This is a genomic window from Streptomyces sp. NPDC059740 (assembly GCF_042733155.1).
Taxonomy (GTDB): Bacteria; Actinomycetota; Actinomycetes; order Streptomycetales; family Streptomycetaceae; genus Streptomyces.
On the sequence record NZ_JBHWGP010000013.1, the window covers coordinates 71,242 to 97,921 of the forward strand.

Here is a 26,680-nt window from a genome sequence, read left to right on the forward strand (position 1 = left end):
CTCCGGGCGGGATGTCACCTGCGCGGACGGGTAGCGGAGGACCTATGACGAAGCTGGGCCTACCCGAAACCATCCGCGCCTGCCTCTTCGACCTGGACGGCGTGCTCACCAGGACCGCCGTCGTCCACGCCGCGGCCTGGAAGGAGACCTTCGACGACTTCCTGCGCCGCAGGGAGGGTGAGGGCTTCCGGCCCTTCAGCGACGAGGACTACGACACCTACGTCGACGGCCTGCCGCGGGCCGACGGTGTCCGCTCCTTCCTCGCCTCCCGCGACATCCACCTCCCGGAGGGGTCACCGGCGGACGGGCCGGAGCGCGAGACCGTGGGCGGGCTGGGCAACCGCAAGAACGAGCTGGTGCTGAAGAAGATCCGCGAGGAGGGGGTGGAGGCCTACGAGGGCTCCCGGCGCTATCTGGCGGCGGTGCGGGCCGCGGGCCTGCGCACCGCGGTGGTCTCCTCCAGCGCCAACTGCCGCGACGTGCTCGTCTCGGTGGACATGGCCGGCCTCTTCGACGTGCGGATCGACGGGGTGGTGGCCCGGGAGCGGCACCTGCCGGGGAAGCCGAAGCCCGACACCTTCCTGGAGGCCGCGCGGGAGCTGGACGAGCCGGCGTCGGCCTGCGCGGTGTTCGAGGACGCGCTGGCCGGCATGGACGCCGGCCGCGCGGGAGGCTTCGGGTACGTGGTCGGCGTGGACCGCGTCGGGCAGGCCGACGCCCTGCGCTCGCACGGCGCCGACGTCGTCGTCACCGACCTGGCGGAACTGGAGGACCACGCGTGATCAGCCACTCCTCGTACGCCGTCGAACCGTGGACCGTGCGGGAGACCTGCCTCCAGCTGGACGTCCTGCCGCAGAGCGAGTCGGTCTTCGCGCTCTCCAACGGCCACGTGGGATGGCGCGGCAACCTCGACGAGGGCGAGCCCCACGGCCTGCCCGGCAGCTACCTCAACGGCGTGCACGAACTGCACGAACTGCCCTACGCCGAGGCCGGGTACGGCTACCCGGAGGCGGGCCAGACCTCCATCAACGTCACCAACGGCAAGCTGATCCGGCTGCTGGTCAACGACGAGCCGTTCGACGTGCGCTACGGCCGGCTGCGCTCCCACGAACGCGTCCTGGACCTGCGCACCGGGCAGTTGCAGCGCACCTGCGAGTGGACCTCGCCCGCCGGGTGCACGGTGCGGGTGCGCTCCACCCGGATCGTCTCCTTCACCCAGCGTGCGATCGCGGCGGTGGCCTACGAGGTGGAGCCACTGGACTCCGAGGTGCGGGTGGTGGTCCAGTCCGAGCTGGTGACCAACGAGCAGTTGCCGAAGGCCACCGGTGACCCCCGGGTCTCCGCGGCGCTCGAGTCCCCGCTGGAGGCCGAGGAGCACCACGCCGACGACGTGCGGCTGCGGCTGGTGCACTGCACCCGCCGCAGCGGGCTGCGGGTGGCCACCGCCGCCGACCATGTGGTGCGGGGGCCGGACACCACGCGGACCTCCGGTGAGAGCGGCGACGACGTCGCGCGACTGACCGTCACCTCGTTGCTGGGCCCGGGGCAGACGCTGCGGCTGGAGAAGCTGGTGGCCTACGGCTGGTCCAGTGCGCGGTCCCTGCCTGCGGTGCGCGACCAGGTCGACGCGGCGCTGGCCGGTGCCCGCTCCACGGGCTGGGACGGCCTCGTGGAGCAGCAGCGTTCCTACCTGGCGGACTTCTGGGCGCGCGCCGACGTGGAGGTCGACGGGGACGCCGAGGTGCAGCAGGCGGTGCGGTTCGCCCTCTTCCACGTCCTGCAGGCCGGCGCGCGGGCCGAACGGCGTGCCATCCCGGCCAAGGGGCTGACCGGCTCCGGCTACGACGGCCACACCTTCTGGGACAGCGAGACCTTCGTCCACCCCCTGCTGACCTACACCTCGCCCGACGCGGTGGCCGAGGCGCTGCGCTGGCGGCAGGACACGCTGCCCGCCGCGCGGGACCGGGCGCAGCAGCTCGGACTGCAGGGCGCGGCCTTCCCCTGGCGGACCATCGACGGTTCGGAGTGCTCGGCGTACTGGCCGGCGGGCACCGCGGCCTTCCACGTCAACGCCGACATCGCGGACGCCGTGGTGCGCTACGTCTCCGCCACGGGGGACGAGGACTTCGAGCGCGAGACGGGCGTGGAGATCCTGGTGGAGACGGCCCGGCTGTGGATGTCGCTGGGCCACCACGACCACCACGGCACCTTCCACATCGACGGGGTGACGGGCCCGGACGAGTACAGCGCGGTGGCCGACGACAACGTCTACACCAACCTGATGGCGCAGATGAACCTGCGGGCCGCGGCGGACGTCGTGGAGCGCCACCCCCGGGAGGCGGCGGCGCACGGTGCGGACGACGAGGAGAGCGCGACCTGGCGGGACGCGGCCGAGGCGATGGCCGTGCCCTACGACAAGGCGCTCGGGGTGCACGAGCAGTCCGCCGGTTTCACCCGCCACCAGACCTGGGACTTCCCGGGCACGGGGAGCGACCAGTACCCGCTGATGCTGCACTTCCCCTATTTCGACCTGTACCGCAAGCAGGTGGTCAAGCAGGCCGACCTGGTGCTGGCGATGTTCCGCTGCGGTGACGCCTTCGACGACGAGCAGAAGGCGCGGAACTTCGCCTACTACGAGGGGCTGACGGTGCGGGACTCCTCGCTGTCGGCGTGTATCCAGTCGGTGATGGCCGCCGAGGTGGGGCACATGCGGCTCGCCTACGACTACCTCGGCGAGGCGGCTCTGATGGACCTGGAGGACCTGGAGAACAACACCCGCGACGGACTGCACGTGGCCTCGCTCGCCGGCACCTGGCTCGCGCTGGTCGCCGGCTTCGGCGGGATGCGGCACATCGGCGGGACGCTGTCGTTCGCTCCGAAGCTGCCGGAACGCCTGAGCCGGCTGGCGTTCTCGATGGAGGTGATGGGCCGGCGCCTGCGGGTGGAGATCACCGACTCGGTCGCCTCGTACTCCCTCGTGGAGGGGGCGCCGCTGGAGATCCGGCACTACGGGGAGGCGCTGACCGTCGGCGGTGACGAGCCGCTCACCCGGTCGGTGCCCCAGCCCACCGCCCGCCCCGAGCCGCAGCAGCCGCCGGGCCGCCGGCCGCGGCGCCGGCACTGACCACCGCGGGGGCTTTCAGCGGTCGCGGGCCCGGCTCGGCTGGACCCGGGTCGGCTCGCCGGCCGCCTTGGGGTGGTCGGGCGGGTAGGGCAGGTCGGCCTCGCCGCTGTCACGGCGCTGCCGTTCGTAGAGGTCCAGCAGCCCGTCCAGGCTGAAGCGCCGGGAGTCCATCCGGTCGTGGACGTCGCCGAGTTCGGCGTACCGGCGCGCCACGCTGAGCAGGTCGAAGTCCTCCGGGGCGGCGTCGTCCAGCTCCTCCCAGCGCAACGGGGTGGAGACGGTGGCGCCGGGCCGGTTGCGCAGCGAGTACGCCGAGGCGATGGTGCGGTCGCGGGCCATCTGGTTGTAGTCGACGAAGATGCGGCTGCCCCGCTCCTCCTTCCACCACTTGGACGTCACCCGGCCGGGGAGCCGCTGCTCCAGCTCGCGGGCGAGCGCGATCACCGCGAAGCGGCAGTCGGTGAAGGTCCAGCGCGGCTCGATGGGCACGAAGACGTGCAGCCCCCGGCCGCCGGAGGTCTTGGGCCAGCCGGTGAGGCCGTACTCGTCGAGCAGGGCGTGCAGCTCGTGAGCGGCGCGGACGGCGTCGGCGAAGTCGGTGCCGGGCTGCGGGTCGAGGTCGATGCGCAGCTCGTCGGGGTGTTCGGGGGCGTCCCGCCGGACCGGCCAGGGGTGGAAGGTGAGGCAGCCGAGGTTGACGGCCCAGAGCACGGCGGCGGGTTCGGTGGGGCAGATCTCGTCGGCGTACCGGCCGCTGGGGAAGGCGATGCGGGCGGTGGGCAGCCAGTCGGGGCGGCCCTTGGGGGCCCGCTTCTGGTAGAAGAACTCGCCCGCCACGCCGTCGGGGAAGCGCTGCAGGGTGGTGGGCCGGTCCCGCAGGGCGCGCAGCGCCCCCTCGGCCACCGTCAGGAAGTAGTGGGCGACGTCCGCCTTGGTGAAGCCGCGCTCCGGGTAGTACACCTTGTCGGGGTTGCTCAGGCGCACCGTCCGCCCGGCGACCTCCAGCTCCACTGCCTCGGCCATGGCACCACGCTAGGGCTTCCCGACCGGATCGGCCGGATCAGTCACCCTGCGTCCGATATGTCGCAGGCGGCGGCCTCTGTCCTCGGACGGGCCCCGGGCGCGCCGCAGGCCGCGCGTCGCGCGCGCGTGTCGCCGCCGGGGACCGCAGGATCGGAGCATGGACCTCCCCGTGATGCCCCCGGTCTCCCCCATGCTCGCCCGGTCGGTGGCGAGCATCCCGCCGGGGATGAGCTACGAGGCGAAGTGGGACGGCTTCCGCGCCGTGGTCTTCCGGGACGGCGACGAGGTGGAGATCGGCAGCCGCACCGGCAAGCCGCTGACCCGCTACTTCCCCGAGGTGGTGGCGGCGGTGCGGGCTCAGCTGCCGCAGCGGTGCGTGGTCGACGGGGAGATCGTCGTGGCGCACGACGGACGGCTGCACTTCGAGGAGCTGCTGGAGCGCATCCATCCCGCCGAGTCGCGGGTGCGGACGCTGGCCGAGCGCACGCCCGCCTCCCTCGTCGCCTTCGACCTGCTGGCGCTCGGCGACCGGGCGCTGACCGGCGAGGGCCAGTCCACGCGCCGGCGGGAGCTGGCCGGGGCGCTGGCCGGCGCGGCGCCCCCGGTCCATCTGGCGCCCGCCACCACGGACGTCGCGGTGGCGCGCGAGTGGTTCGAGCACTTCGAGGGCGCCGGGCTCGACGGTGTCGTCGCCAAGCCGCTGGACCTGCCCTACCGGCCCGGGGAACGGGTGATGTACAAGGTCAAGCACACCAGGACGGCGGACTGCGTGGTGGCGGGCTTCCGGTGGCACCGGTCGGGGCCGGTGGTGGGTTCGCTGCTGCTGGGGCTGTACGACGGGGACGGGCGGTTGCAGCACGTGGGGGTGGCGGCGTCGTTCCCGATGGCGCGGCGGCGGGAGCTGGTGGCCGAGCTGGAGCCGTTGCGCACCGGCACCGAGGGCCACCCGTGGGCGGAGTGGGCGGACGAGGCGGCGCACGCGCGGTCGCGGATGCCGGGCGGTCCGAGCCGGTGGAGCGGTGGCAAGGACCTTTCGTGGGTGCCGTTGCGACCGGAACGGGTGTGCGAGGTCGGCTACGACCACATGGAGGGCGACCGGTTCCGCCACACCGCCCAGTTCCGCAGGTGGCGCCCGGACCGTACGCCGCTCAGCTGCACCTACGAGCAGTTGGCGGAGCCGGTCGGGTACGACCTGGCCGGGGTGCTCGGCGGCGGCCGGCCCTGACGGCCGCCCTTACGCCGCCTCCGCCCACGTTCGGCCCAATGCGCGCCGTGCGCACTGCTCCTCCCGTACGAACGGGGGGTGCGTCACGGCCGCCCGGCGTCCGTGCCGCGCGCGCGTGGGGGTGATCGACGTCGGTCCGCCGCGCGGCAGGTCAGCCGGTCGCGCCCGACGGGCGGTCGGCTCGTGACGAGGAAGGGATGTGGCGCCATGACGGCGCAGACGCAGGCACGGCCGCAGGAACCGGGCGGTGGTCAGGAGGTCGGGCCGCCGAGGCCGAGTCGCGGGAAGGCCGTGGTCACCTGGCTGACGACCACCGATCACAAGCAGATCGGCACCCTCTACATGGCCTCGTCCTTCACCTTCTTCATGGTCGGCGGCCTGCTGGCCCTGGTGCTGCGGGCGGAACTGGCGCGGCCGGGCACGCAGATCGTCTCCAACGAGCAGTACAACCAGGCCTTCACCATGCACGGCACGGTGATGCTGCTGTTGTTCGCCACCCCGCTGTTCGCCGGTTTCGCCAACTGGATCATGCCCTTGCAGATCGGGGCGCCCGACGTGGCCTTCCCCCGGCTGAACATGCTGGCCTACTGGTTGTTCCTGTTCGGCTCGCTGATCGCCCTGTCCTCGTTCATCACCCCGCAGGGCGCCGCGGACTTCGGCTGGTTCGCCTACCAGCCGCTGGCGGGCCCCGAGCACACCCCGCAGGTCGGCGGCGACCTGTGGTTCATGGGGCTGGGCATGTCGGGCTTCGGCACGATCCTGGGCGCCGTCAACTTCATCACCACCATCATCTGCATGCGCGCCCCGGGCCTGACGATGTTCCGCATGCCGATCTTCACCTGGAACATCCTGCTGACCAGCGTGCTGGTGCTGTTCGCGTTCCCGGTGCTGGCGGCGACGCTGTTCGCGGTGGAGGCCGACCGGCGGTTCGGCGCGGTGGTGTTCTCGGCGGCCAACGGCGGGCCGATCCTCTACCAGCACCTGTTCTGGTTCTTCGGCCACCCCGAGGTCTACATCATCGCGCTGCCGTTCTTCGGCATCGTCACCGAGATCATCCCGGTCTTCGCGCGCAAGCCGGTGTTCGGGTACGTCGGCCTGATCGGCGCGACCATCAGCATCGCCGGCCTTTCGATCACGGTGTGGGCGCACCACATGTTCGTCACCGGAGCGGTGCTGCTGCCGTTCTTCTCGTTCCTGTCGTTCCTGATCGCGGTGCCCACGGGCGTGAAGTTCTTCAACTGGATCGGGACGATGTGGCGGGGGGCGCTGTCCTTCGAGACGCCGATGCTGTGGACGATCGGCTTTCTGGTGACCTTCCTCTTCGGCGGCCTGACCGGCGTGCTGCTCGCCTCACCGCCGCTGGACTTCCACGTCAGCGACAGCTACTTCGTGGTGGCCCACTTCCACTACGTCGTCTTCGGCACGGTGGTGTTCGCGATGTTCGCCGGCTTCTACTTCTGGTGGGCGAAGTTCACCGGCAGGATGCTGGACGAACGGCTCGGCAAGATCCACTTCTGGACGCTCTTCGTCGGCTTCCACACCACCTTCCTGGTGCAGCACTGGCTGGGCGCGGAGGGCATGCCCCGGCGCTACGCCGACTACCTGGCGGCCGACGGTTTCACCGCCCTGAACACGGTGTCCTCCATCGGTTCGTTCCTGCTGGGCGGGTCGACGCTGCCGTTCCTCTACAACGTCTGGAAGACGGCGAAGTACCACCCGAAGGTGCTGAGCGACGACCCGTGGGGCTTCGGCCGGTCGCTGGAGTGGGCGACCAGCTGCCCGCCGCCGCGCCACAACTTCCACTCCCTGCCCCGCATCCGCTCCGAGTCCCCCGCCTTCGACCTGCACCACCCGGACATCTCCGAGCTGGACCAGGCGGAGAACACCGAGCGCCGTGACGTGCTCGACAAGGTCGGCGAGGCGTCCACCGGGCCCCGCCGCGACGAGCCGGACGCCTGAGGACAGGCGTGGACAGCCGTCACGAGGCCGCCTCCGGCATCGCCCAGCTCGAGGGCTACCTGCTCTGGCAGCAGGAGCTGGGGGACGCCCGCTCGCGCGCCGAGGCCTTCGCCGACCGCATGGAGTGGCTGACGGAGGGCCAGCGGGAGGAGGTGGTGCGGCTGTACGCCGAGGACCACCTCGACCTCTCCCGGGCCGCGCTGCGGCGCATCGCCGACCGGTGCGGGGAACTGCGCGAGGAGTACACCGAGCGGTACGACCAGCTCCGGGTGCGGTTGCTGTGCCGCACGACGGCGGTGGTGGTGGGCATGGTGGCACTGTGCTGCAGTGCGTTGCTGGTGGCGGGGGTCCACTGAGGCGGCGACGCCCCGGACATCGGCGGTGGCCCGCGGGAGGTCTTGCGGGCCACCGCCGATGTCGGCTCAGTTCGGCACGTACACGTCCTCGACGTAGCGGCCGGCCGCGACGAGGGCGGCGAGCCACTCCTCGGAGGCGGCCGCGGCGGCACCGGTCGCCTCGCCGTGCACGGCCCGGAACGCCTCCCGCACCCCGGGCGCCATCCGCGACCCGTCGCCGCACACGTACACCCGGGCACCGGCCTGCAGCAGGTCCCAGACCTCCGCGGCCTCCGCGGCGATGCGGTGCTGCACGTAGCGGTTGCCGTTCTCCGGCGCGTGGCTGAAGGCCGGACGCAGCGACACGGCGCCGGTCTTCTCGGCGGCGTGCAGTTCCTCGGCGTGCAGCAGGTCGGCGTCGGGGGCGTCGCAGCCGAAGAACAGCAGAGCGGGGGTGTCGGCGCCGGCCGCGACCCGGTCGGCGAGGGCGCCGCGGAAGGGCGCGAGCCCGGTGCCGGCCGCCACCATGATCAGCGGCGTGTCCGCGGCGGGGTCGATGCGGAAGGCCTCGCGGCAGGGCTGGACGCGGGCGGCGAGGGTGTCGCCGGCGGAGAGGGCGTGCAGGTGGCCGGAGCCGGTGCCGCCGGGCAGCAGGGAGACCATCAGCTCGGCGTGGCGCGGGGTGGTGGCGGGGCTGGAGGAGATCGAGTAGTGGCGGGGCCGCAGCGGCGGCAGGAGGTCGAGCACGACCGGCCAGGACAGGGCCCCGCGCAGCGCCGGGTGGGCTTCGAGGAGGTCCAGCACGGTGTGCTCACCCGGTGCGCTCTGCCGCAGCGCGGCGGCCTCGGGCGGGCAGGGGTGGTGCTGGGCGAGGAGGGCGATCTGGTCGGCGCCCGCCCGGCCGGTGAGCTCCAGGTGGTGGGTGAGCAGGTCGCGGACGCTCAGCGGCCGGTCCAGTGGCAGCCGGTCGCGGCCGGGCCGGCTGGGGTGGATGCTCAGCACGGTCTGCGGGTCGACGCCGAGTGCGGCCAGCGCCCGGTCGACGGTGGCCTGCGGGTTGGCCGGCAGGACGGTGAGGTGGTCGGCGGTGCGGTAGGTGACGCCCTCGGGCAGCGCCACCCGCAGGAACCGCTTGGGCCGGGGGTGTCCCGGGGCGGTGAGGTCCGCGGTCTCGGTGACGGTCATGGGGGTCAGGCCGTGCACCCGGCTGAGCGCCTCCAGGGGCTCGCCGCGGACCTCGGTGACGGTGTAGGTCGGCTGGTCCTCCGCGGCGGCCTCCCGGCTGTCGGGGTCGCCGTACCGGGTCAGCAGCAGGGTGCGCAGCTGGCGGGTGAAGGCGTGGACGGGGGCGTCCAGGCCGGTGGCGGCGTCGGCCTCGGCGCGGGGCAGCAGCCGCTCTCCCCCGAGGGCGGCGAGGCGGTCGTCCAGCAGGGTGGGGACGCGCTGGTAGGTGGCGGCCCAGTTGCGGTCGCCGACACCGAGCACGGCGTAGGCGACACCGTCCGCGGCACCCGCCCCGGCGGTCTGCGCCCACTGGGCGAAGGCGGCGGCGTCGTCGGTGGGGTGGCCGTTGTAGGAGGCCGCGACCAGGACGACGGGGCGGTCGGTGGGCAGCCGGCCCGCGTAGTCGTCCAGCGGGGCGACCTCGACGGTGCAGCCGAGCCCGCCGGCGGTGTCGGCGAGCCGGTCGGCGAGGTCGCGGCAGGTGCCGTAGTTGCTGCCGTGCAGGACCAGCAGGCCGGTGCCACGGTGGACCCGGGCCGGCAGGGTGCCCTCGGCCTCGGGGGCCGGCTCCTCGCCCGGCTGCGTGCCGGTCAGCGGCAGGACGCCGAGGGCGGCGCGTACCGCGGCCCGGTCCTCGGCGCCGCGCCGCCGGGGTACCAGGCTGAAGCCGTCGGGCTTGAGGGTGAGGGTCTCCTTGATCCGCAGCCGGTAGTCGGCGTGGTCGGCCAGCCGGTAGCGGTGCAGGATCAGGCCGAGCAGCATCGTCGCCTCGTGCACGGCGAACTGCCGCCCGATGCAGGCGCGTTCACCGGTGCCGAAGGGCTTGTAGGCGTGCGGTGAGCGGGCCGCCTCGGCCTCGGGGGCGAAGCGCGCGGGGTCGAACAGCTCGGGGTTGTCGCCCCACACCGGGTCCCGGTGGAGCATGGGCGTGAGGACCAGGACCGTCTCCCCCGCCCGCAGCGGGTGGCGCCCGCCCAGCAGGGTGTCCTGACGTGCCTGGCGGGAGAAGGCGGCGGCGGTGGGCCACAGGCGCAGCGCCTCGTGGAGCACCTGGCGGATGTAGCGCAGCCGTCCGACGTCCTCGAAGGTGGGCTCGGGGTCGGTGGCGTCGCCGAACACCGCGTCCGCCTCGTACTGGGCCAGGCGCAGGGCGGTGGGGTCCTTCAGCAGGTGGTGCAGGGCGAAGGAGAGGGCACCGGAGGTCGTCTCGTGGCCGGCGATGAGGAAGGTGATGACCTGGTTGCGGACGTTGGCGAGGTCGAGCGTGGTGCCGTCGGCGGGGTGCGGGGCGCTGAGCATCAGGGCCAGCAGGTCCTCGGCCTCGTCGGCCGGGCCGGGCTCGGCGGTGCGGGCCGCGATGACCTCGTCGACGACGGAGGCGAGGTAGTCGGCGTCGGCCCGGAAGGCCTCGTCGGCGGCGCGGGTGTCGGCGTCGGGCGCCCGGCCGAGCCGCTTCATGCTCCACTCCAAGCACCGGACCATGGCCTGCACGAAGGGGTGGGCGGACTCGCGGTCGAAGGAGCCGAAGTCGAAGCCGAAACCGGCGAGGCCGATGGTGTCCAGCGTCATCCGCGTCATGTCCTCGGCGACGTCCGCCGGCGTGCCGTCCTCGGCGTGCGCGTCCCAGGCGGCGAGGAGGCGGCGGGCCACCCGCACCATGACGGGGTGGTAGGTCCGCATCGAGCCGAGCGCGAAGGCCGGCATGAGGATGTCGTGCGCCTTGGCCCAGTTGGGCTCGTCGTTGTAGGCGGTGAACAGGCCGTCGCCGGCGAACTCGCGGACGCTGGTGAGGGCCGGGCCGATGCCCTTGCTGAACCGCTCCTCGTCGGCGAGTTCGGTGACCAGGTCGAGGGAGGTGACGAACAGGGTCTCCCGGCCGTGGGAGCGGCGACGGAAGATCGGCCCGTGCTCTCTGGCGAGCTCCATGGCCTGCTGGAGCGGGGTGGGACCCAGGCCGGTGGCGGAGACGTCGACCACCGGGATGTCGGAGTGCTCGTGGGGAGCGCCGGAGCGCGAACTGATCATGTCCGTCATGTGTTCAAGGGTGGCGCGGGCGGGGCCCCCTTCCCGCCGGGACACTGCACGATGATGTAGTGGTCACCCCCGTCCGGACCCTTGCGGAGCAAGGAGAGGCACGCTATGGAAGAGCAGGTTCCCGGTGGCGGGCCGACCACCGCCCCGGGCCACGGTCCGCCGGCCGGCGAAGAGCCGTGGCCCGACGCCGCCGCGGCGCGCAGCGCCCGCCTCGCCTCCGCCCGGAACTGTTCGCTGGACCCCGGCCGGCCGCTGCCCGGGTGGCGGGACGGTGACGCCGACGCCTGGCGCAACAACTTCCTGGCCCTGCTGGACCGCGTGCCGCTGCCCATCGCGGTCTGTGAGGCCGACGGCCGCACCCTCCTGGCCAACCCCGCCATGGCCGCGGTGTGGGGGTGCGTGCCGGGCCGGCTGCGGGGCCGCCTGCTGCTGGACCTGTTCCGGCCGCTGGCGCCCTCGCAGGTGGAGCGGCTGACCACCGCGCTGCGGCTCGGCCACCGCTCCCGGTACCCGATAGCGGTGAGCTGGCGGGCGGAGGGCGAGGAGGCCGCGTCCGAGGGCGAGCTGACGGTGGACCCGGTGGGTGACCCCTCGGTGCGTCCGCCGCTGCTCCTGGTGCAGCTGCGGCCACTGCCGGGCCCCTCCCCCGAGCCGCCGCGGCCTGCGCGGGACGAGGTGAGCGCGGTGGAGGCCCGCATCCTGGCGCTGGCCGCCTCGGGCGCCACCACGGCCGCCGTCGGGCGGGAGGTCGGGCTGAGCACCGACGGCGTCAACTACCACCTGGCCCGGCTGGCGCGACGCTGGCGGGTGCGGGGGCGCACGGCCCTGGTGGCCAGGGCCTATGCCTGCGGTGTCCTGGTGCCGGGCGAGTGGCCGCCCCGGGCGGGCTGAGCGGGCTGCGGGCACCCGGGCCTCGCCGGCCGGAAGAGGAGGGCCCCCTTCCGGCAGGGCGTTGGGCCGCCGGGGGATAACCTCTCGCCTGTGGATGAGAACGAAACCTCGGCCTTCGAACGTGGGACGGACGGCCCGAAGGTCATCGTCGTCGGTGTCGACGGCACCGCGTCCTCGTGGCGGGCCGCCGCCTACGCCGCCGGCCTGGCACGGCGGCAGGGCTCCCTGCTGGCACTGGTCTACGTCCAGCCGGTGCTCCCGGTGAGTGCGGCGATGGGCGCCTCGGTCAGCCAGACCACCATGTCGATAGCCGAGGAGCTCATGGCGGAGATCCAGGCGTCGACCGAACGGCTGCGCGACGTCTACCGGCTCCGGTGGGAGTTCCACACCCTGCACGGCGACCCGTACAACGGCATGGTGCGGATGGCCGACGAACTCAAGGCCGACGCCGTCGTGGTGGGCGCCTCGGAGTCCGCCGGCCACCGGATCATGGGATCGGTCGCCGTCCGCCTGGTCAAGGCGGGCCGCTGGCCGGTGACGGTCGTCCCGTAGAGTGCGAGCCGCCCCGAGCAGGCGCACCCCTGCGGGCCCGTCCGGTGGCGAGAGACCCTCGGGACTGCCCTTTCGGGGCCTGAGGAGTCATGATGATCCGCCGCGACACACGTCACGACGGAGGGAGACCATCCATGTCAGTTCGGCCGGGCCGCGGCGTTCTGCGCCGTATGCCCATCGAGCACATCCCGGAGGGAGAGGGCGGCAAGGAGCAACAGCTCAGCCGTTCGCTGGGGCTGTGGCAGCTCACCGCCATCGGCGTCGGCGGCATCATCGGCGCCGGTGTCTTCACCCTCGCCGGCACGGTGGCCAACGGCACGGCCGGGCCCGCGGTGCTCGTCTCCTTCCTCATCGCCGGGATCGCCAGCGCCGCCGCGGCCTTCTCCTACGCGGAGTTCGCGGGCCTCATCCCGCGCGCCGGGTCGGCCTACACCTACGGCTACGCGGTGCTCGGGGAGGTGGCCGGCTGGTTCATCGGGTGGGACCTGCTGCTGGAGTACACCGCGATCGTCTCCGTGGTGGCCATCGGCATCTCCGGCTACTTCAGCTTCCTGCTGGGCGAGATGGGGGTGCACCTGCCGGCCTGGATGCTCGGCGCGCCGGGGACCGGGGCCGGGCACCGCTTCGACCTGTTCGCCGCCGCGCTGTGCCTGCTCATCGCCTACCTGCTCAACCTCGGCGTCAAGAACGCCGCCCGGTTCGAGACCATCGTGGTCGGGCTGAAGGTGCTGGTGGTGCTCCTGGTGGTGGTCATCGGCTTCTTCCACATCAAGACCGGCAACTACACCCCCTTCTTCCCCTTCGGGGCGGGCGGCGCCTTCACCGGTGCGGCAACCGTCTTCTTCGCCGTCTTCGGGTACGACGCGATGAGCACGGCGGCCGAGGAGTCCCGTGACTCCCACCGTCACATGCCCAAGGCGATCCTCTACTCGCTGGCGATCTCGATGGTGCTGTACGTGCTGGCCTGCCTGGTGCTGACCGGCATGCAGAACTACAAGGACATCGACCCGGAGAGCGGCTTCGCCTCGGCCTTCAAGGCGGTCGGGCTCGGCGGGATCGCCGACGTGGTGGCGGTCGGCGCGATCATCGGCATCCTCACCGTGATGTTCACCTTCATGCTCGGCGTGACCCGCGTCTGGTTCTCCATGAGCCGCGACGGGCTGCTGCCGAGGTGGTTCGCCAAGACCCACCCGACCCGCCAGGTGCCCACCCGCGTGACCTGGATCGTGGGTGCCGCCTCGGCCGTCATCGCCGGTGTCCTGCCGATCGGGGAGGCCGCCGAACTCACCAACATCGGCATCCTGCTCGCCTTCGTCGTGGTGTGCGTGTCGGTCATCGTGCTGCGCTACAAGCAACCCGAGCTGCCGCGGACCTTCCGCTGCCCGGGGGTGCCGGTGGTCCCCGCGCTCGGGGTGGTCTTCTCGCTGTGGCTGATCACCTTCCTGGCCTGGCAGACCTGGGTGCGCTTCGCGGTGTGGTTCGTCATCGGACTGGTCGTGTACTTCGCCTACGGCCGCCGGCGTTCGGTGCTCGCACGGATCGAGCAGGCCGCGACCACGGGACCGCCCCCCAAGGGCGACTGACCCGGCGGGACCTCCGCCACCTCGGGGTGGGCAGACCGCCCGCCCCCGCACCGCCCGGCCGGGCCACCGGCCGGGCGGTGCGCGTTCAGGGAGCAGGGGCCCCCTGACCCGGACGGGCCGACCGGCCGGCCGGGCCGCCACACCCGCCCGCACCACCGCGCCCACCGCCGGGGCGCCCGCCCCGCCTTCGGTTGCTGCCCCGCCCGTGCCGTCCCGGGGCCGGGCGCATGAGCCGACCCGGCGAACCTCGGCGCCCTCCCGGCGCGCGGCCTCGCCGGGAGCCCTCACGCCCGGTACGACTCTCCCCATCGCCGCCGTCCACGGGTCCCGGGGCCCGCACCACCGCACCGAGCCGGGCCGTCCGCGCCCCGCCGCTCGCCCCGCCGCCGTGCCGCGCCCCCGCGCCCCAGGGGCCGGGGCCCGATGCGGCGGTCTGCCACTCGCCCCCGGAGACGTGCAGCGGTCCTCGTCGCCCCGAAGGCTCCTCGCGGCCCCCCGTGGCGTCCATCCGGCGCGCGGCACCGCCCGTCCGCCGGCTGCCTGCCAGGCCCCCCGCACCCGCTCGTCCCTGTCCTCAGGAGGTCGTCCCCCATGTCCTTCACCCGCCGCACGCGCCTGGCCGGCGCAGGCGTGGCGTTCGTGCTGGCCCTGTCCGGTGGTGCGCTCGCCGCACCGGCCGCCGGGGCCGCCCCGCCCGCGGGCCGCCTCACCGACCTGGTCAACCCGTTCATCGGCAGTCAGAACGAGGGCAACACCTTCCCCGGGGCGACCGTCCCGTTCGGCATGGTCCAGCTCTCCCCCGACACCGGGCACAGCACCGGCTACGACTACCGGCAGCACAAGATCCGCGGTTTCAGCCTGGTGCACGCCTCGGGCGCCGGCTGCCGGCTGGGCGGTGACCTGCCGACCCTGCCCACCACGGGCGAGGTGACGCAGACCGACGACGCCGCGTACGCGGCCCCCTTCCGCCACGACCACGAGCAGGCCGGGCCCGGCTACTACCGGGTCCGCCTGGACTCCGGCGGCGGCATCGAGGCCGAACTCACCGCGACGACGCGGACCGGGCGGCAGCGCTACACCTTCCCGGCGACCGACAAGGCGAACGTGCTGCTCAACGCCGGCCAGGCGCTGCACCGCACCGTCTCCAGCACCGTGCAGGTGCTGGACGACCACACCGTGCGCACCGCCGTGACCGGACGGGGCTTCTGCCGCGACACCCGGCCCTACACGGTCTACACGATCACCCGTTTCAACCGGCCGTTCGCCGCCTTCGGCACCTGGCAGGGCAAGCAGGTCACCGCGGGGGCGAAGGGCTCGGCCACGGCGGTCGCCGGCTCCCACGGGGCGTACGTACGCTTCGATGCGCGCCGGGACCGGACGGTCGAGGCGACCACGGCGCTGAGCTACGTGGACGCCGCCGGTGCCGCCGGCAACCTGCGGGCCGAGGGCGGGCCCTCCTTCGACGCCGTGCGCCGCGCGGCGGACCGGGCCTGGAACGACCGGCTGTCCCGGGTGGCGGTCCGGGGCGGCAGCACGGACCGGCGCCGCACCTTCTACTCCGCGCTGTACCGGGCGCTGCTCCACCCCAACGTGGGCCAGGACGCGGACGGCCGCTACCGCGGCTGGGACCTGGCGCCCCACCGCGCCCGGGGGTTCCGCTACTACCAGAACTGGTCGCTGTGGGACACCTACCGCACCCAGGCGCAGTTGCTGGCCCTGCTCGCCCCGAGCGAGTCGCGGGACATGGCGCTCTCGGTGCTCCAGGTCGCCAAGGACGGCGGCTGGCTGCCCAAGTGGGGCTACGGGACGGTCGAGACCAACATCATGACCGGTGACCCGGTGACGCCGTTCCTCACCAACGCCTACCAGCAGGGCCTGCTGAAGGGCCACGAGGAGGAGGCGTACGCGGCCCTGAAGCGCAACGCCGACGGAGTGCCGCCGGCCGCCAACGCCGCCCGGGGCCGCGAGGCGAACGTCGAGTACCTGCGCCACGGCTTCGTCCCCTACCTCAAGGGCCGCAAGAACGCGGGGAAGCTGGGCGACCCGGAGTTCGACGAGAGCGCCTCGGTCACCCTGGAGTACGCGCTGGCCGACGCGATGCTGGCCGAGATGGCCCGCGACCTGGGCCACCGGGCGGACTCCGCCCGCTACGCGGCACGGGCACGCAACTACCGCAACGTCTTCGACCGCTCCACCGGGTTCTTCCGGGCCCGGGACGCGCAGGGCCGCTTCACGGGCCCCGCGGACCCGGCCCGCAGCGTCGGCTTCGAGGAGGGCACCGCCTGGCAGTACCAGTGGCTGGTCCCGCAGGACGTCCCCGGCATGCTGGACCTCCTCGGCGGCCCGGCCGCGGCGGGCCGCCGGCTGGACTCCTTCTTCGCCTACGACGCGATGATGAAGGACCCGGCGGGCACCGCCCGCAAGGTGTGGGTCAACGGGCCGTACGCCTACGACAACGCGGACAAGTACAACCCGCAGAACGAACCCGACCTCATCGCGCCCTACACCTACCTCTCGACCGGTCAGCCGTGGAAGACCACCGACGTGGTGCGCACCGCGCTCTCGCTCTTCACGGACGCGCCGACGGGGCTGACCGGCAACGACGACCTGGGCACCATGTCCTCCTGGATGGTCCTGTCCTCGCTGGGCGTCTTCCCGGTGCAGCCCGGCACCGACACCTGGGCGCTGACGGCCCCCGTCTTCGACCGGGTGGACCTCTCCCTGGACCGCCGCTACTACCCGCGCGGGCACCTGACCATCAGCGCCTCGGGGGCGGAGGGGCCGCGCCGCTACGTCGGTTCGGTCCGGCTGGACGGCGCCCGGCGGACCGCCACGTACCTGCGGACGGAGGACCTCCGCGCCCACGGCGACCTCGCCTTCACCCTCAGCGGTTCGCCGACCGGCTGGGGCACCGACCCCCGCACGGCCCCGCCCACGGTCGGGCTGCCGACCACGGCGGCGGAGGCCGGGAGCCAGTGATCCCGTGCGGCGGAGCACCGGCCCGGTAGGGGCCGGCGCACCGTGCCCGGTGCGAGCGCCGCACTGGGGCACGGCGGGCCGGTGCACCCCCGCTCCGTCAGGGACGGGGTGCACCAGTCCGGGGCTCCGCGGGGGTAGTCAGGGCAGGATCTCCACGTACCCGTCGGTTCCGTGCACGCGGATCCGCTGCCCGTCCCGGATCAGCCGGGTGGCCTGCTCCACGCCCACGACGGCCGGCAGGCCGTACTCCCGGGCGATGACCGCGCCATGGGTCATCAGGCCGCCCACCTCCGTCACCAGGCCCGCGATGCCGACGAACAGCGGCGACCAGCTGGGGTCGGTGTAGGTCGTGACCAGGATGTCGCCCGCTTCGAGAGCGGCCTGCGAGAGGTCCAGGACGACGCGGGCCCTTCCCTCGACCGTCCCGGCGGAGACCGGCAGGCCGGCCAGGGCACCCGCCGGCACGTCCTCGCGCCGGTACGACCCGCTGAGGGCCTCACCGTCCGAGGTGAGCACCCGGGGCGGGGTGAGCGCCTGGTAGGAGCGGAACTCCTCCTTGCGTCGACGGATGAGCCGGTCGTCCACCCGGTGCGAGCGCACCACCTCGCGCAGTTCGTCGAAGGTGAGGTAGAAGGCGTCCTCCTTCTCGGGGAGCACGCCGGCCTGCACCAGGCGCTCGGCCTCCGCCAGCAGGGCCTGCTTGTAGACGAAGTAGCGGCTGATGATGGCGTACTTCGGGTACTCCCGGTACCCGATGAAGGTCCTGACCCGGTCGATCATCCGCTCGGCCTCCTCGGCCCTGCGTTCGCCGTCCGGCAGGGCCCGCAGGCGGGACAGCACGTCCGCTGCCTTCCTCCGCGCCCTGCGCCGCCCTTCCTCGAAGCGCCGCCGGGCGGCACCCGGCTCGAAGTTGCGGACGTTGTCGAGGAGCAGGGGCACGAGCGTGGTGGGGCGCTCGCGCCACCGTGGCCTGGTGATGTCGATCTCGCCGACGCAGCGCATGCCGTACCGGTCGAGGTAGGACTCCAGGGCCTCCCGCGCCTCGGTCCCGCCCGTGCGCTTCGCCAGCTCCTCCAGGAAGTCCTCGTCCGCGACGCCCTCGTCCACGACGCTCTGCAGGAACGCCACCACCTCCGGCTGCGGGCGGATCACGTCGGCGACGTCGAGCAGTGCCAGGCCCATCTCGGAGGTGACGTTCCCGGGGGCGGAGAGCGTCAGCGTGTCAGCCGCGTTCTTCTCGCCCAGCCACTCCTGCAGCCGGTCGTTGAGCCACCAGGTGGCCTCCATCCCCGCCATGATCGCCTTCAGGCTCAGCGGGTCGCTGAGGGCGCGCTTGTGCTCGGCGAAGGCCTCCAGCAGGAAGTCGAACAGCTGAGGACCGGTCTTCGTCCGGATGTCGCGCTCCAGGGCGGCGACGGACGCCTGGCTGCGCTCGACCAGTTCGGTGACCAGGGCCGGGTCGGTCTCGACCGCGGCGGACGAGCGGTCGGCCGGCGGTCCACCGGGGCTCGGGTCCGGGAGCGGGGGCAGGAAGTCCTCGCGCTCCAGGACGGTCTCCAACGCGTCCCGGGTCAGCGGGTCGCCTCTGCCCACCAGGTCCAGGAGGGCGGCGCGGCCGGCGGGCGAGGCCAGGCGCCGGGTGGCGTCGACGAACAGCCTCCCGCCGGCCTCGTGCATCGGCGCCATGGCGGTCAGCTGCCACGTCGAGATCCCCAGCGGCTTCATGGCGTCGGTCATCATCTGCTGGTGCCCGACGGAGAGGTAGACGTGGTTCTCCCGGTCGCCGGCCTCGGGGACGGGGAACAGCGTGGTGATCGGCCTGCTCTGCACGATCTGGAAGTCGTCCTCGGCCAGGCACCACTCGATGTCCTGCGGCCGGCCGAAGTGCGCCTCGATCCGGCGCCCGAGCTGTACGAGCCGCACGACCTGCGCGTCCGTCAGCGCCGGCTGCTCCTGCCGGCCGGGGTCGACCGCCACCTCCCGCGTGCCGCCGGCCGGCAGGGCGTGAACGGCACGCTGTTTCGCGGCGATCGTCCTGCCGACGACCTCGCCGTCCCGCACCCTGTAGACGTCCGGGTTCACCAGGCCGGAGACCAGGGCCTCGCCGAGGCCGAACCCGGCGTCCACGATGGCGGTCCTCCGGTTGCCCGTGACGGGGTCGGCGGTGAACAGGATGCCGGCCGCGTGCGGGAAGACCATCCGCTGCACGACCACGGCCATGTGGACCGTCCGGTGGTCGATGCCGTTGCGCCGGCGGTAGGTCACGGCCCGCTCGGTGAACAGTGAGGCCCAGCACCGGCTGACGTGCCGCAGGACCGACGCCGCTCCCACCACGTTCAGGTAGGTGTCCTGCTGGCCGGCGAAGGAGGCCGTCGGCAGGTCCTCCGCCGTCGCGCTGGACCGGACCGCGTAGGCGGCGCCCTCGCCGGACCGGGCGAGGGCGCGGGTGACAGCCGTCGCGAGGTCGTCCGGGACGGCGATGTCCTCGATGGTCCGGCGGATCCGGGCGCTGAGCGTGCGGACCGCCTCCCGGTCCTCGGGGTGGAGTCGCGCCAGCTGCTCCAGCAGGTCGTCGAGCGACGGGGCCTGCGCCCTCACCCGCCGGAAGGCGTCCGTCGTCACGCAGAAACCACCCGGCACGCGGATGCCCTCGATCCGCGACAGTTCGCCCAGGTGGGCGCCCTTACCGCCCACGGCCGCAGCCTGTCCCCCGTCGACCTCGTGCAGGTCCCGCACGTACTGCTCCGTCATCGCGACACCCCCGGGGCAGCCGTGGTCCCTCGCCCTGCGGTGGCCGATCGCGTCACCGGCGCCTCCCACTTCGTCGCACACCTTGTCGAGCACGTCCTCATCCCTGGTTCCCTCTTTCTCCGGCGGGCCGGCCGCTCCGCTCCGTCGGGCGGCGCGCACCTTCGGACTCCGCGCCGGGCACCACGACCGCGCCGCAGATCGCCCCGGTCCGGTGCCACACGTCCCCGGGCCGGCCGCACCCCACGCACCTCGTGCCTGTTTGCGCTGGTCGAGGCGCCGGGCGACGATTGTGCGCCCTGACCGGGGCCTTGCGGCAAGCCCCCCGGCGCGCTATAAGTTGAGAGTGGCGAGGAGAGTGTTCTCCTTGCCTTTGCTTCTGCCCCCCCCGGAACCGACGGCTCCGCGTGTCACAGGGCGCGCCGCGTGCGGGTACCCCGCCCTCTCGTCGTCGGTGGTGGCATCGGGGGCGGCCGGGTGTCAGCCCGGTGGGGGCGGCCGGTACCGAGCGCGCGCGTCGTGGCGCGGCGCGAGGTTCGCTGCGCTTTTGCCCCGCCGACCGGGCGGGGACACACCGGGGGCGCCGGGTAAGGACCGGGCGGACGGCGCGTGCGGCGAGCAGGCGGTGTCCTGCCCGGAGGGTGTCGCTGCCGTGGAACGGCGCGTGGCCCCCTCCACCCGAGGGGGGGGGGGGCCGCGCCGGGGGTTTGCCGGGGCAGTGCTTGGTGGGGTTGTAGGGCGTGCAGAAAAACTCGAAGGACCACTCGCCGTCCTTGTTGCTGTCCTTGGCGGCTATCACCGCCTCGGCGACGGGCCCGGTGACGGTGAGGTCGCCCATCTCCGCCATGGCGCTGCGGAACTCGTCCGCCGTGACCCGGCCGTCTTTGTTCGCGTCGAACCGCGCGAACGTCAGCTTCGCCGCCTCGATGTCCGCCATGTGTGGCCCCTTCTCCGTGCTGCGTCCTACTCGTGCCGGCGGCCTGTCGCCACGGCACCGGTGAGGCGTCACACTAACCGACCCGCACCGGGCGGGGGGGGCGGGGGCCCGGGGCCCCCCCCCCCCCCCCCCCACGCCCCCGGGGGGGCGGGGGGCACCCCCGCCCCCCCCGACCGGCGCCCCGGCGGCCGGCCCGCGCCCCGCCGCCTCGGCCGCGGTGAGGCGACAACCACACCGACCCGCCGGGGGCGGGGCGGACGGGGCCCGGGGCCCCCGTCCGCCCCCGGCTCAGGCCGTCGGGGCGAGGAGCGCCTCGCGCGCCTCGCGTACCTGCGCCCAGTCGGACGGACGCGCGACCAGGGAGCGCAGAGTGCGCGTCTGGCGCGGCGTCAGGCCGATCGCGGCCACCCCGGTGACCCGCTCGCGGTCGCCGTAGAAGGCGATCACGCGGCGTGCCTCCGCGTCCAGGACGGTGGCCTCCACCTGCTCGGCACCGGCCAGCAGGCCGTACGCCTGGAGCTTCAGCCCGTACTGGTCGGACCAGAAGTAGGGCACCGGCGCGAACTCCCGCCGCTCGCCCTCCTCGGGGACGAGGTCGGCGTAGAGGTTGCGGGCCGCCGCGAGCCCCTGCTCGGTGGCGTTCATGCGGTGCTCCACGCGCAGCGGGCGCCCGTACACGGGGTGCTCCCAGCGCGCGACGTCGCCCGCGGCGTAGACGCCCGGCGCGGCGGCGCAGTAGGCGTCGCAGCCCACGCCGTCGGTGAGGTCCGGCAGGCCGGAGGCGGCGAGCCACTCGACGGCCGGCTGCGAGCCGACGGCCACCAGCACGGTGTCGGCGGGCAGCACCGCGCCGTCGGCGAGCCGTACGGCGCTGACCCGGCCCTCGGCCGCCTCGAAACCGTCGACGTCCCCGGTCATCAGGGTGACGCCCTGCGCCCGGTGTTCGTCGGCCAGCAGGGCGCCCACCTCGGCGCCGACGACGGCCACCATGGGGACCGGCTCGCGGCCGACGAGCGTGACCTCGTGGCCGAGCTTGCGCGCGACGGCCGCGGCCTCGCAGCCCAGCACGCCGTTGCCGACGACGACGAGCCGCCCGCCGCCGGCGGTGAGCGCGCCCCGCAGCGCCAGCGCGTCCTCCAGGGTGCGCAGGGTGTGGACGCCCGCGAGGCCCTCGGTGCCGGGCAGGGTGCGGGCCCGGACGCCGGTGGCCACGATCACGCCGTCGCAGGCCAGTTGCTCACCCGAGGCGAGGGTGACGGTGCGGGTCTCGGCGTCCAGGGCGGTGGCGGGGGTGCCCAGCCGCACGTCGAGGTCGAGTTCGGCCAGCTGCCCGGGGGCGCGCAGGTGGAGCCGTTCGGCCTCCCAGTCGCCGCCCAGCAGCTGCTTGGAGAGCGGGGGACGGTCGTAGGGCGGGTGCTTCTCGTCGCCCACCAGGGTGAGTTCCCCGGTCCAGCCGAAGCGGCGCAGCGCCTCGGCGGCCGCCAGTCCGGCCGCCGAGGCCCCGACGACCGCGATGCGGCCGGTGCGGGAGGGGGTGGCGGCCGTGCTCACGCCTGCACCTGGATGACGGCGGCGGGGCAGATGGCCGCGGCCTCACGGACCGCGTCGTGCTGTTCGGCCGGCGGCTCGGCGTCGAGCAGCACGACTATGCCGTCCTCGTCGCGCTGGTCGAAGACCTCGGGGGCCACCAGGACGCACTGACCGGCGGCGCAGCACTTGTCGGTGTCGAGGGTGATCTTCACGGGATGCTCCTGTCGGGATGGGGAGGGCCGGGCGCACCCGGTCCGCAGGTGTGTCTACCAGGTGACGGGGAGGGAATGGCAGCCGTAGATCGCCATATCGGTGCGGAACGGGATCTCCTCGACGGGGGCGGCGGGGCGCATGTCGGGGAAGCGGCGCAGCAGGGTGGCGATGACGACCTGCAGCTCGACGCGGGCCAGAGCCTGGCCGAGGCACTGGTGGATGCCGTAGCCGAAGGCCACGTGGTGCTGGGCGTTGGGCCGGCAGACGTCGAGGCGGTCGGCGTCCTCGAAGACCTCCTGGTCGCGGTTGGCGGAGGGGACCGCCGTGACGACGCCCTCGCCGGCGCGGATGAGGACCCCGCCGACCTCGATGTCCTCGGTGGCGACGCGGCGCGGGCCGTTACGGATGATGCTGTGGAAGCGCAGCAGTTCCTCGACCGCGCCCCGCACCAGGCCCGGCTCCTCGCGCAGGCGGTCGGCGGTCTCCCGGTCCTGCATGAGGGTCAGGGCGCTCAGGCCGATCATGTTGGCGGTGGTCTCGTGGCCGGCGATCAGCAGCAGGGCCGCGAAGGAGACGACGTCCTCGTGGGTGAGTTCGCCGGGCTGCTCCTGTTCGACGATCAGGCGGCTGAGGATGTCCTCGCCGGGCTGCTTCTCCTTGCCGAGCACGAGGTGGTGCAGGTAGCCGCGGAGTTCCTCGCGGGCGACGGCCCGCTCGTCCTCGGTGACGGTGCGGGAGAGCAGCGTGCCGGTGAGGCGCTGGAAGAGGTCGTGGTCGTCGTAGGGCACCCCGAGCAGGAGGCTGATGACGAGGGAGGGCACCGGCAGCGCGAGGGCCTCGACGAGGTCGATCGGCTCCCCCGCGGCGTGCGCCTCGGCCATCCGGTCGCACAGCTCGTCGGTGATGCGCTGGACCTCGGGGCGCATCGCCTCGACACGCTTGACCATGAACTCGCGGGTCACCATCCGCCGCAGCCGGGTGTGCTCGGGCGGGTCCATGCGGATGAAGCCGCGGTGCCGGCTGGTGGTGGAGCCGCCGGTCATGCCGCTGAGGGGGTAGCCCGGGAGGGTGGTGTCGGAGCTGAAGCGGGTGTCGCCGAGGATGGCCCGGACGTCCGCGTAGCGGGTGGCGAGCCAGGCCTGGGTCCCGTCTGCCAGGGAGATGCGGGAGACGGGCTCGTCGGCGCGCAGCCGGGCGAACTCCGCCGGCGGGTCGAACGGGCAGCCGGCCGGGGGTTCTACCGGGAGCGGGGCGGGCGGCGTGCTGAGTGACATGTCGATCCCTTGTTGGCGCACCGGCAGGGATGTGCGCCTGCGTCGGAAGTTGACTAACAGACGTAAACTTACACCCGTAACAGTTGTATAGGCCAACTGGGTCCCGAAGGTTCGCCGGCATCCCGTAACCCACCCGGGCGGCACCCGGCAGCGAAAACACACCGGGAGGGTGAGGGGGGCGCACCCAGGGGGCGGGTCGACGCGGAAGTCCCGCGACGGTCACCCCTCTCGCCACTCCCGCAGCCCTGCCCTCAGGTCTACTTTCGGTAGCGGTCCGGTCGCACGGTGCGATCGGCCGGGTGCGCCGGCACGGCGCAGAGGGTGGAGGAATCATCATGCGGATGTGGAAGCGGTTGGCCCTGGGATGCGGTTCCGCGGCGCTCGGCGCGGCGGTGCTGGCGGCGACGCCGGGGGCCTCGGCGGCCGGTGCGGCGGCGCCGCACGCCGCGGTACCGGGCCAGGGCGCGCAGGTCTCGCTCCGGCTGGCCGCCAACCCCCGTCAGGTCGCCAACGTCTCGGGCGCGTCCCACGAGAACAGCGCCCATGTCATCGAGTGGTCGTGGACCGGTCAGGCCAACGAGCGGTGGACGGTCCGGGACGCCGGCAACGGCTACTACCGCTTCCGGTCGGTGAACAGCGGCAAGTGCCTCAACGTCTCCGGTGGCGGAGACCAGAACGGCGCCCAGGTCATCCAGTACACCTGCGGCGACTCCGCCAACGAGCAGTGGCGTCTGGTCCCCCGGCGCGACGGCTACCAGCTCGTGGTCCGCTCCTCGGGGAAGTGCCTGAACGTCCAGGGCGGTGTCGGCAGCGGCCGCGACCTGATCCAGTACACCTGCGGCAACGGCACGGCCAACGAGGTCTGGCTGCCGGTGTGGGAGCAGCACCGGCGCTGACGGACGGCGGCACGGTCGGTGGGCCCGCCGACCGTGCCGCCCCGCCACCGCGGCTGCGGCTGCGGCTGCGGTGGCGGCTGCGGCTGAACGGCTTCAGCGCTCCAGCAGCAGCCGGAGGATGTCGTCGACGACGCGGTCCAGCCGACGGGTGTCCTTGACGCTGGGCATCGCCTGCCACAGCATGACGCGGCCGTGGACGGCGGACCACAGCAGGTAGGGGGCCTCCTCGTCGTCGCAGCGGATCCGCCAGCCCGCCTCGCGACAGGCGGCCAGCTCGTCCCGCCAGATGCGTACCAGCAGGCCGGCGGGGTGGTCGCGGAGCCGCTCGGGCCCGACCGGTGTCTGCCGCGTCTCGTGCAGCAGCCGGTACTTGGCGGGGTGTTCGGTCGCGTAGCGGCAGTAGGCCCGGAGCTGGGCGCGCAGCCGGGCGACCGGAAGTTCGGCGGCAGGACCTGCGTGGGCGGCCTCCGCCTCGGACGCGGCCTGCGCCATGGCGCGCGCGAGCCGCTCGAAGTTGGTCTCCAGCGTCGCCCAGACCAGCTCGGTCTTGTCGGTGAAATGCCGGTAGATGCTGGGCGCGGCCACCCCGGCCTCCCTGGCCACCGCCCGGAGGGACAGCGCGTCCTCGCTGCCCACCTGCTCCAGCAACCGTTCGGTGGCGTGCAGCAGCTCGGCACGGAGCCGTTCGCCCTGGCCACGCGGGTTTCTGGAGCGCACGGGCGCAGGTCCCGTCATCGCCACACGCCCTTTCCTCGTGTTCGTCCTCCGCGGCCGGGGCCGGCCGCGGGGTGGGCCGCGGTGTGCGCCGACACCCCCTTCGGGGCCGGCCCGCGTACCGGGCACCGGTGCGGGAGGCCGCCGGGGGCCGTCGGACGGCGCAGGCCCTCGCCTCGCCCCTCCCATGATGCCCGCTCCTGTTGGGCGACCGTGCCACGCGCGGCAACCCGGAGAACCAGGTGGCTCTTCTGGCGGACGGTGGCGGCGGGGTCTCCGGGTGACCCGGCACGACCGACGGCAGAGCGCGGCGTTCCGCGCTCCACGGTGTCAACACCCCCGGGGGTCGGAGGCGACGGCGTCCTCGCGTTGCGCCGGCATCACCCGTCTGTACAAGCTCACCCTCGCCGAGTGAAGGGAAACAGTTCTGGTCGACTGGCACACCTCAGAAAATCCAGGGGCCAACGCATAGGCACCGAGTTCGAGGTGCTTACCGATCCGCGCGGAGTCAGTGGGGTGCACTACCAGCTCTCCTCCCCCGCTGGCCCCGGTGGTCTCTTCCCGCTCTCCGTAGTCCGCCACGGCAAACGGCATCGCCCTCGCCCGCTTGGAATCAGCGCGAGGGCGAACGCGTTTCCGAGTTCGAGCCCTTGCACGAGCAGATCGGCAACGCCGACCTCGTCGGGGTGGCCATCGTTCGACCGATAAACACCGGGCCCTGCCTACACCTCGGCCGGCGAGCGCCACTACTCATCAGGAGACCGCTTCCCAGACTTCAGTGGTGGCAGAAAAAGAGCCAGTCGCTTTATTGAAATCCCCGACTTGAATGAACGCGGTGCGCCCCGCCGCCGTCCTTACACAATACCGGTCCCCGCTGGCCACTGGTAAAACATCCGTAGCCTGTGTGGAAATTCGATCTGAACATTGCCGGTAATTCGGCTTGGACGAATCGGTCCACTGCGCAATGGTTGACTGCGTCGTGAAGAAGTCTCCTCTGAGGCCGTACAAGGTTGCCCCTTCGGCTTCCTCATCACCTTCCGAGTCGAGCTTGTAGTTTACCCAGATGCTTGCATCATCGTTACTGGACAGCGTTTTGGGGGGACGCGAGTCGAGGTTGACGAAACTCAGGTTGATGCTCGCCCTCCACGAGCTCGAATCTTCGCTTGGAGTCGCGGAGTTTGTAACGCCGCGCGTCGCCTCGCCAGTCGATGAGCGTACACTGGAGGATTCCGATGGTTCGACAGGTTCGCCAACACCGTTTCCCCTGTTTCCATCCCCACAGATCGCCCCCGAAGAACAGGAGGTCACTCTCCTACTGTCAGTGCAACCTGCAAGGGATATGGCGATCGCCAGAGAGGTCGCAAGGATCAGTACGCGACCCGCTTGAATACACGCAAATTCCACCCCAGGAAGCCCTCTAAGGATTCGCGGTTTCATTC

At 73.0% G+C, this 26,680-nt stretch carries 18 protein-coding genes; 10 read left to right on the top strand and 8 right to left on the bottom strand.

All coding sequences use genetic code 11. The features are described from left to right. The first annotated feature begins 44 nt into the window (after positions 1 to 44). Positions 45 to 782, top strand: coding sequence for an HAD family hydrolase (locus tag ACFV3R_RS17790; protein WP_385583071.1), 738 nt, complete (start codon positions 45 to 47; stop codon positions 780 to 782). After that, positions 779 to 3,124: a glycoside hydrolase family 65 protein gene (locus tag ACFV3R_RS17795; protein ID WP_385583074.1), complete on the top strand. Its 2,346-nt coding sequence runs from the start codon at positions 779 to 781 to the stop codon at positions 3,122 to 3,124. The genes ACFV3R_RS17790 and ACFV3R_RS17795 overlap by 4 nt, the downstream gene beginning before the upstream one ends. Before the next feature lie 15 nt (positions 3,125 to 3,139). On the opposite strand, the gene ligD is transcribed toward ACFV3R_RS17795, so the two are convergent. After that, the gene (gene ligD, locus ACFV3R_RS17800; protein ID WP_385583077.1) at positions 3,140 to 4,147 is read right to left on the bottom strand and encodes a non-homologous end-joining DNA ligase; all 1,008 of its coding nucleotides are present in this window, start codon (positions 4,145 to 4,147) and stop codon (positions 3,140 to 3,142) included. 157 nt (positions 4,148 to 4,304) lie between these two features. Here ligD and ACFV3R_RS17805 point away from each other — a divergent pair, with 157 nt between their 5' ends. The 3 genes from ACFV3R_RS17805 to ACFV3R_RS17815 all read left to right on the top strand — a co-directional run bounded on the left by ACFV3R_RS17805 (position 4,305) and on the right by ACFV3R_RS17815 (position 7,687). Continuing rightward, entirely contained in the window at positions 4,305 to 5,372 is a 1,068-nt protein-coding gene (locus ACFV3R_RS17805) for an ATP-dependent DNA ligase (protein WP_385583080.1), read from the top strand. A 207-nt stretch (positions 5,373 to 5,579) separates the two neighbouring features. Continuing rightward, positions 5,580 to 7,331 carry a cytochrome c oxidase subunit I gene (gene ctaD, locus ACFV3R_RS17810; RefSeq protein ID WP_385583084.1) on the top strand — a complete coding sequence of 584 codons (1,752 nt, stop codon included), beginning with the start codon at positions 5,580 to 5,582 and terminating at the stop codon, positions 7,329 to 7,331. Positions 7,332 to 7,339: 8 nt separating this feature from the next. Further along, positions 7,340 to 7,687 carry a hypothetical protein gene (locus ACFV3R_RS17815; protein ID WP_385583087.1) on the top strand — a complete coding sequence of 116 codons (348 nt, stop codon included), beginning with the start codon at positions 7,340 to 7,342 and terminating at the stop codon, positions 7,685 to 7,687. Positions 7,688 to 7,753: 66 nt separating this feature from the next. On the opposite strand, the gene ACFV3R_RS17820 is transcribed toward ACFV3R_RS17815, so the two are convergent. After that, positions 7,754 to 10,924, bottom strand: a complete 3,171-nt coding sequence (locus ACFV3R_RS17820) for a cytochrome P450 (RefSeq protein ID WP_385583091.1) — start codon at positions 10,922 to 10,924, stop codon at positions 7,754 to 7,756. A gap of 105 nt (positions 10,925 to 11,029) precedes the next feature. On the opposite strand from ACFV3R_RS17820, the gene ACFV3R_RS17825 reads away from it, so the two are divergent. The 4 genes from ACFV3R_RS17825 to ACFV3R_RS17840 all read left to right on the top strand — a co-directional run bounded on the left by ACFV3R_RS17825 (position 11,030) and on the right by ACFV3R_RS17840 (position 16,929). Next, a complete protein-coding gene (locus ACFV3R_RS17825) occupies positions 11,030 to 11,815 on the top strand; it encodes a helix-turn-helix transcriptional regulator (protein WP_385583094.1) in 786 nt (261 codons plus the stop codon). Positions 11,816 to 11,905: 90 nt separating this feature from the next. Further along, complete coding sequence (locus ACFV3R_RS17830) at positions 11,906 to 12,367, top strand: universal stress protein (protein ID WP_385583097.1); 462 nt, start codon at positions 11,906 to 11,908, stop codon at positions 12,365 to 12,367. Between the two features lie 134 nt (positions 12,368 to 12,501). Next, positions 12,502 to 13,950 carry an amino acid permease gene (locus tag ACFV3R_RS17835; protein WP_385583100.1) on the top strand — a complete coding sequence of 483 codons (1,449 nt, stop codon included), beginning with the start codon at positions 12,502 to 12,504 and terminating at the stop codon, positions 13,948 to 13,950. A gap of 591 nt (positions 13,951 to 14,541) precedes the next feature. Continuing rightward, the gene (locus ACFV3R_RS17840) at positions 14,542 to 16,929 is read left to right on the top strand and encodes a GH92 family glycosyl hydrolase (protein ID WP_385583103.1); all 2,388 of its coding nucleotides are present in this window, start codon (positions 14,542 to 14,544) and stop codon (positions 16,927 to 16,929) included. A 138-nt stretch (positions 16,930 to 17,067) separates the two neighbouring features. Here the strand turns inward: ACFV3R_RS17840 and rph are convergent, their stop codons facing one another. From rph to ACFV3R_RS17865, 5 genes are all read right to left on the bottom strand, one after another. Then, entirely contained in the window at positions 17,068 to 19,680 is a 2,613-nt protein-coding gene (gene rph, locus ACFV3R_RS17845; protein ID WP_385583372.1) for a rifamycin-inactivating phosphotransferase, read from the bottom strand. A 97-nt stretch (positions 19,681 to 19,777) separates the two neighbouring features. Further along, positions 19,778 to 20,614, bottom strand: a complete 837-nt coding sequence (locus tag ACFV3R_RS17850) for an EF-hand domain-containing protein (RefSeq protein WP_385583106.1) — start codon at positions 20,612 to 20,614, stop codon at positions 19,778 to 19,780. Between the two features lie 288 nt (positions 20,615 to 20,902). Next, positions 20,903 to 22,165: an NAD(P)/FAD-dependent oxidoreductase gene (locus ACFV3R_RS17855; protein WP_385583109.1), complete on the bottom strand. Its 1,263-nt coding sequence runs from the start codon at positions 22,163 to 22,165 to the stop codon at positions 20,903 to 20,905. After that, positions 22,162 to 22,356, bottom strand: a complete 195-nt coding sequence (locus ACFV3R_RS17860; RefSeq protein WP_385583112.1) for a ferredoxin — start codon at positions 22,354 to 22,356, stop codon at positions 22,162 to 22,164. Before ACFV3R_RS17860 ends, ACFV3R_RS17855 begins: the two co-directional genes overlap by 4 nt. Positions 22,357 to 22,410: 54 nt before the next feature. Beyond that, positions 22,411 to 23,631: a cytochrome P450 gene (locus ACFV3R_RS17865; RefSeq protein ID WP_385583115.1), complete on the bottom strand. Its 1,221-nt coding sequence runs from the start codon at positions 23,629 to 23,631 to the stop codon at positions 22,411 to 22,413. A 335-nt stretch (positions 23,632 to 23,966) separates the two neighbouring features. On the opposite strand from ACFV3R_RS17865, the gene ACFV3R_RS17870 reads away from it, so the two are divergent. Then, on the top strand, positions 23,967 to 24,527 hold the full coding sequence (locus tag ACFV3R_RS17870) for an RICIN domain-containing protein (protein ID WP_385583118.1): 561 nt from the start codon (positions 23,967 to 23,969) through the stop codon (positions 24,525 to 24,527). 93 nt (positions 24,528 to 24,620) lie between these two features. Here ACFV3R_RS17870 and ACFV3R_RS17875 read toward each other — a convergent pair whose 3' ends face one another. Further along, positions 24,621 to 25,244, bottom strand: a complete 624-nt coding sequence (locus tag ACFV3R_RS17875) for a TetR/AcrR family transcriptional regulator (RefSeq protein WP_385583121.1) — start codon at positions 25,242 to 25,244, stop codon at positions 24,621 to 24,623. Positions 25,245 to 26,680: the final 1,436 nt, after the last annotated feature.

Coding starts and splice junctions, on each gene's coding strand:
- ctaD (WP_385583084.1), top strand. CDS start 5,580: ATGACGGCGCAGACGCAGGCACGGCCGCAGGAACCGGGCGGTGGTCAG.
- ACFV3R_RS17870 (WP_385583118.1), top strand. CDS start 23,967: ATGCGGATGTGGAAGCGGTTGGCCCTGGGATGCGGTTCCGCGGCGCTC.
- ligD (WP_385583077.1), bottom strand. CDS start 4,147: ATGGCCGAGGCAGTGGAGCTGGAGGTCGCCGGGCGGACGGTGCGCCTG.
- ACFV3R_RS17805 (WP_385583080.1), top strand. CDS start 4,305: ATGGACCTCCCCGTGATGCCCCCGGTCTCCCCCATGCTCGCCCGGTCG.
- ACFV3R_RS17790 (WP_385583071.1), top strand. CDS start 45: ATGACGAAGCTGGGCCTACCCGAAACCATCCGCGCCTGCCTCTTCGAC.
- ACFV3R_RS17850 (WP_385583106.1), bottom strand. CDS start 20,614: ATGGCGGACATCGAGGCGGCGAAGCTGACGTTCGCGCGGTTCGACGCG.
- rph (WP_385583372.1), bottom strand. CDS start 19,680: ATGACGGAGCAGTACGTGCGGGACCTGCACGAGGTCGACGGGGGACAG.
- ACFV3R_RS17835 (WP_385583100.1), top strand. CDS start 12,502: ATGTCAGTTCGGCCGGGCCGCGGCGTTCTGCGCCGTATGCCCATCGAG.
- ACFV3R_RS17825 (WP_385583094.1), top strand. CDS start 11,030: ATGGAAGAGCAGGTTCCCGGTGGCGGGCCGACCACCGCCCCGGGCCAC.
- ACFV3R_RS17840 (WP_385583103.1), top strand. CDS start 14,542: ATGTCCTTCACCCGCCGCACGCGCCTGGCCGGCGCAGGCGTGGCGTTC.
- ACFV3R_RS17865 (WP_385583115.1), bottom strand. CDS start 23,631: ATGTCACTCAGCACGCCGCCCGCCCCGCTCCCGGTAGAACCCCCGGCC.
- ACFV3R_RS17820 (WP_385583091.1), bottom strand. CDS start 10,924: ATGACGGACATGATCAGTTCGCGCTCCGGCGCTCCCCACGAGCACTCC.